Source organism: Pseudomonas sp. 43(2021), from assembly GCF_017490805.1.
In the GTDB taxonomy this organism is placed as follows: Bacteria; Pseudomonadota; Gammaproteobacteria; order Pseudomonadales; family Pseudomonadaceae; genus Aquipseudomonas.
This window is the reverse complement of record NZ_JAFGYJ010000054.1, coordinates 1-4,913: the sequence shown is the minus strand read 5'-3', so window position 1 is coordinate 4,913 and position 4,913 is coordinate 1. Positions and strand designations below refer to the sequence as shown.

Below are 4,913 nucleotides of genomic sequence, written 5' to 3'. Positions count from 1 at the left end.
CAATAACACTAAACTCCAACATATAGTAACCCTTAATTTTATTAAAATAACCGCAATTTATTTGGCGGCAACACAGGATCTCTCTTTTAAGTTACTCTCTATTACATACGTTTTCCATCTAAAAATTAGTAGTATTGAACTTAACGGGGCATCGTATTGTAGTTTTCCATATTTAGCTTTCTGCTTCCTTTTGGATAACCCACTGTTATTCATGTTGCATGGTGCACTGTTTATACCAACGATATAGTCTATTAATGCATATATAGTATCGCCGAACGATTAGCTCTTCAGGCTTCTGAAGAAGCGTTTCAAGTACTAATAAGCCGATAGATAGCCACGGACTTCGTAGCCATTTTTCATAAGTGTTAACTTCCGCTCCTCGCTCATAACAGACATTCACTACAGTTATGGCGGAAAGGTATGCATGCTGGGTGTGGGGAAGTCGTGAAAGAAAAGAAGTCAGCTGCGTCGTTTGACATCACTGCTATCTTCTTACTGGTTATGCAGGTCGTAGTGGGTGGCACACAAAGCTTTGCACTGGATTGCGAGGCTTTGTGCTTCTCTGGAGTGCGACAGGTTTGATGACAAAAAATTAGCGCAAGAAGACAAAAATCACCTTGCGCTAATGCTCTGTTACAGGTCACTAATACCATCTAAGTAGTTGATTCATAGTGACTGCATATGTTGTGTTTTACAGTATTATGTAGTCTGTTTTTTATGCAAAATCTAATTTAATATATTGATATTTATATCATTTTACGTTTCTCGTTCAGCTTTTTTATACTAAGTTGGCATTATAAAAAAGCATTGCTTATCAATTTGTTGCAACGAACAGGTCACTATCAGTCAAAATAAAATCATTATTTGATTTCAATTTTGTCCCACTCCCTGCCTCTGTCATCACGATACTGTGATGCCATGGTGTCCGACTTATGCCCGAGAAGATGTTGAGCAAACTTATCGCTTATCTGCTTCTCATAGAGTCTTGCAGACAAACTGCGCAACTCGTGAAAGGTAGGCGGATCCCCTTCGAAGGAAAGACCTGATGCTTTTCGTGCGCGCATAAAATACCTTGATACTGTGCCGGATGAAAGCGGTTCGCGACGAGTAGATGCAATTATGGTTTCTCCGCCAAGAATCTCTTTGCATTTATCAAGTGTTTCCTTCATTGATATTCCGAGAGCATCAATATGCAATGCTGTTGGGATGGCAATTTTTACGCCTGTTTTGCTTTGCTCGACATAAAGATATCCATCTACGATATCAGACCACTTCATTTCGCATAAATCACCAACTCGTTGCCCGGTAACAACAGCCAGTTCCATTGCAAGTCTGAGCCAACATGGTGATGATTCTGCTGCTTGATAAATTTTCAGGTATTCGTCAGCCGTAAGTCTTGATCTCCTTACCTCTGATTTTGCTGCGCGAGTGGCAGCGACATGGTTTGTTGTTATATGGCCTTCAGCTATTGCCTCTCGGAATGCATCGCTCAGTGTTGATCTGATTAACTTGGCTGACGCCGCCTTGCCCTCGTCTATGTATCCATTGAGCATTGCCGCAATTTCTTTTGTGGTGATGTCTTCAAGTGGAGCATCAGGCAGACCCCTCCTTATTGCTTTAATTTTGCTCATGTAATTTATGAGTGTCTTCTGCTTGATTCCTCTGCTGGCCAGGATTTTTTCGTAGCGATCAAGCCATGAATGTAACGTAACGGAATTATCACTGTTGATTCTCGCTGTCAGAGGCTTGTGTTTGTGTCCTGAAAATAACTCAATGTTGGCCTGTATAGCTTCAGTGATTGCGATTCGCCTGTCTCTGCCTAATCCAAACTCTTTACCCGTCCTTGGGTCCCTGTAGCAGTAATATCCATTGTTTCTTATATAAAGGTTAGGGGGTAAATCCCGGCGCTCATGACTTCGCCTTCTTCCCATTTCTGATCCTCTTCAAAAGGCCACCTGTTACTGGTCGATTTAAGTCAACCTTTACCGCTGATTCGTGGAACAGATACTCTCTTCCATCCTTAACCGGAGGTGGGAATATCCTGCATTCCCGAACCCATCGACGAACTGTTTCAAGGCTTCTTGGACGTCGCTGGCGTGCGTTCCACTCCTGAAGTGTCAAGTACATCGCAAAGTCTCCGCAATTACACGCAAGAAAAAACCGCCATCAGGCGGCTTGGTGTTCTTTCAGTTCTTCAATTCGAATATTGGTTACGTCTGCATGTGCTATCTGCGCCCATATCATCCAGTGGTCGTAGCAGTCGTTGATGTTCTCCGCTTCGATAACTCTGTTGAATGGCTCTCCATTCCATTCTCCTGTGACTCGGAAGTGCATTTATCATCTCCATAAAACAAAACCCGCCGTAGCGAGTTCAGATAAAATAAATCCCCGCGAGTGCGAGGATTGTTATGTAATATTGGGTTTAATCATCTATATGTTTTGTACAGAGAGGGCAAGTATCGTTTCCACCGTACTCGTGATAATAATTTTGCACGGTATCAGTCATTTCTCGCACATTGCAGAATGGGGATTTGTCTTCATTAGACTTATAAACCTTCATGGAATATTTGTATGCCGACTCTATATCTATACCTTCATCTACATAAACACCTTCGTGATGTCTGCATGGAGACAAGACACCGGATCTGCACAACATTGATAACGCCCAATCTTTTTGCTCAGACTCTAACTCATTGATACTCATTTATAAACTCCTTGCAATGTATGTCGTTTCAGCTAAACGGTATCAGCAATGTTTATGTAAAGAAACAGTAAGATAATACTCAACCCGATGTTTGAGTACGGTCATCATCTGACACTACAGACTCTGGCATCGCTGTGAAGACGACGCGAAATTCAGCATTTTCACAAGCGTTATCTTTTACAAAACCGATCTCACTCTCCTTTGATGCGAATGCCAGCGTCAGACATCATATGCAGATACTCACCTGCATCCTGAACCCATTGACCTCCAACCCCGTAATAGCGATGCGTAATGATGTCGATAGTTACTAACGGGTCTTGTTCGATTAACTGCCGCAGAAACTCTTCCAGGTCACCAGTGCAGTGCTTGATAACAGGAGTCTTCCCAGGATGGCGAACAACAAGAAACTGGTTTCCGTCTTCACGGACTTCGTTGCTTTCCAGTTTAGCAATACGCTTACTCCCATCCGAGATAACACCTTCGTAATACTCACGCTGCTCGTTGAGTTTTGATTTTGCTGTTTCAAGCTCAACACGCAGTTTCCCTACTGTTAGCGCAATATCCTCGTTCTCCTGGTCGCGGCGTTTGATGTATTGCTGGTTTCTTTCCCGTTCATCCAGCAGTTCCAGCACAATCGATGGTGTTACCAATTCATGGAAAAGGTCTGCGTCAAATCCCCAGTCGTCATGCATTGCCTGCTCTGCCGCTTCACGCAGTGCCTGAGAGTTAATTTCGCTCACTTCGAACCTCTCTGTTTACTGATAAGTTCCAGATCCTCCTGGCAACTTGCACAAGTCCGACAACCCTGAACGACCAGGCGTCTTCGTTCATCTATCGGATCGCCACACTCACAACAATGAGTGGCAGATATAGCCTGGTGGTTCAGGCGGCGCATTTTTATTGCTGTGTTGCGCTGTAATTCTTCTATTTCTGATGCTGAATCAATGATGTCTGCCATCTTTCATTAATCCCTGAACTGTTGGTTAATACGCTTGAGGGTGAATGCGAATAATAAAAAAGGAGCCTGTAGCTCCCTGATGATTTTGCTTTTCATGTTCATCGTTCCTTAAAGACGCCGTTTAACATGCCGATTGCCAGGCTTAAATGAGTCGGTGTGAATCCCATCAGCGTTACCGTTTCGCGGTGCTTCTTCAGTACGCTACGGCAAATGTCATCGACGTTTTTATCCGGAAACTGCTGTCTGGCTTTTTTTGATTTCAGAATTAGCCTGACGGGCAATGCTGCGAAGGGCGTTTTCCTGCTGAGGTGTCATTGAACAAGTCCCATGTCGGCAAGCATAAGCACACAGAATATGAAGCCCGCTGCCAGAAAAATGCATTCCGTGGTTGTCATACCTGGTTTCTCTCATCTGCTTCTGCTTTCGCCACCATCATTTCCAGCTTTTGTGAAAGGGATGCGGCTAACGTATGAAATTCTTCGTCTGTTTCTACTGGTATTGGCACAAACCTGATTCCAATTTGAGCAAGGCTATGTGCCATCTCGATACTCGTTCTTAACTCAACAGAAGATGCTTTGTGCATACAGCCCCTCGTTTATTATTTATCTCCTCAGCCAGCCGCTGTGCTTTCAGTGGATTTCGGATAACAGAAAGGCCGGGAAATACCCAGCCTCGCTTTGTAACGGAGTAGACGAAAGTGATTGCGCCTACCCGGATATTATCGTGAGGATGCGTCATCGCCATTGCTCCCCAAATACAAAACCAATTTCAGCCAGTGCCTCGTCCATTTTTTCGATGAACTCCGGCACGATCTCGTCAAAACTCGCCATGTACTTTTCATCCCGCTCAATCACGACATAATGCAGGCCTTCACGCTTCATACGCGGGTCATAGTTGGCAAAGTACCAGGCATTTTTTCGCGTCACCCACATGCTGTACTGCACCTGGGCCATGTAAGCTGACTTTATGGCCTCGAAACCACCGAGCCGGAACTTCATGAAATCCCGGGAGGTAAACGGGCATTTCAGTTCAAGGCCGTTGCCGTCACTGCATAAACCATCGGGAGAGCAGGCGGTACGCATACTTTCGTCGCGATAGATGATCGGGGATTCAGTAACATTCACGCCGGAAGTGAATTCAAACAGGGTTCTGGCGTCGTTCTCGTACTGTTTTCCCCAGGCCAGTGCTTTAGCGTTAACTTCCGGAGCCACACCGGTGCAAACCTCAGCAAGCAGGGTGTGGAAGTAGGAC

9 protein-coding genes are annotated in these 4,913 nt (G+C 44.6%); all 9 read right to left on the bottom strand.

Going from position 1 to position 4,913, the window contains the following annotated elements; translation table 11 throughout:
* Nucleotides 1-860 precede the first annotated feature (860 nt).
* Nucleotides 861-1,931: a tyrosine-type recombinase/integrase gene (locus J5M71_RS25555; RefSeq protein ID WP_000533640.1), complete on the bottom strand. Its 1,071-nt coding sequence runs from the start codon at nucleotides 1,929-1,931 to the stop codon at nucleotides 861-863.
* The gene (locus J5M71_RS25550; protein ID WP_002414258.1) at nucleotides 1,909-2,127 is read right to left on the bottom strand and encodes an excisionase; all 219 of its coding nucleotides are present in this window, start codon (nucleotides 2,125-2,127) and stop codon (nucleotides 1,909-1,911) included. The genes J5M71_RS25555 and J5M71_RS25550 overlap by 23 nt, the downstream gene beginning before the upstream one ends.
* A 39-nt stretch (nucleotides 2,128-2,166) precedes the next feature.
* Nucleotides 2,167-2,334 carry a hypothetical protein gene (locus J5M71_RS25545; RefSeq protein WP_000545733.1) on the bottom strand — a complete coding sequence of 56 codons (168 nt, stop codon included), beginning with the start codon at nucleotides 2,332-2,334 and terminating at the stop codon, nucleotides 2,167-2,169.
* Between the two features lie 88 nt (nucleotides 2,335-2,422).
* Nucleotides 2,423-2,704, bottom strand: coding sequence for a hypothetical protein (locus J5M71_RS25540; protein ID WP_000026224.1), 282 nt, complete (start codon nucleotides 2,702-2,704; stop codon nucleotides 2,423-2,425).
* Nucleotides 2,705-2,895: 191 nt separating this feature from the next.
* Complete coding sequence (locus J5M71_RS25535; RefSeq protein WP_001289873.1) at nucleotides 2,896-3,444, bottom strand: ead/Ea22-like family protein; 549 nt, start codon at nucleotides 3,442-3,444, stop codon at nucleotides 2,896-2,898.
* On the bottom strand, nucleotides 3,441-3,662 hold the full coding sequence (locus J5M71_RS25530; protein WP_000763367.1) for a TraR/DksA family transcriptional regulator: 222 nt from the start codon (nucleotides 3,660-3,662) through the stop codon (nucleotides 3,441-3,443). Before J5M71_RS25530 ends, J5M71_RS25535 begins: the two co-directional genes overlap by 4 nt.
* Nucleotides 3,663-4,053: 391 nt before the next feature.
* Nucleotides 4,054-4,245, bottom strand: a complete 192-nt coding sequence (locus J5M71_RS25525) for a DUF1382 family protein (protein ID WP_015979260.1) — start codon at nucleotides 4,243-4,245, stop codon at nucleotides 4,054-4,056.
* Nucleotides 4,218-4,406: a DUF1317 domain-containing protein gene (locus tag J5M71_RS25520; RefSeq protein ID WP_001251812.1), complete on the bottom strand. Its 189-nt coding sequence runs from the start codon at nucleotides 4,404-4,406 to the stop codon at nucleotides 4,218-4,220. The genes J5M71_RS25525 and J5M71_RS25520 overlap by 28 nt, the downstream gene beginning before the upstream one ends.
* The coding region (locus J5M71_RS25515) for a lambda exonuclease family protein (protein WP_207838228.1) at nucleotides 4,397-4,913 on the bottom strand (517 nt) is incomplete at its 5' end. The genes J5M71_RS25515 and J5M71_RS25520, both read right to left, overlap by 10 nt.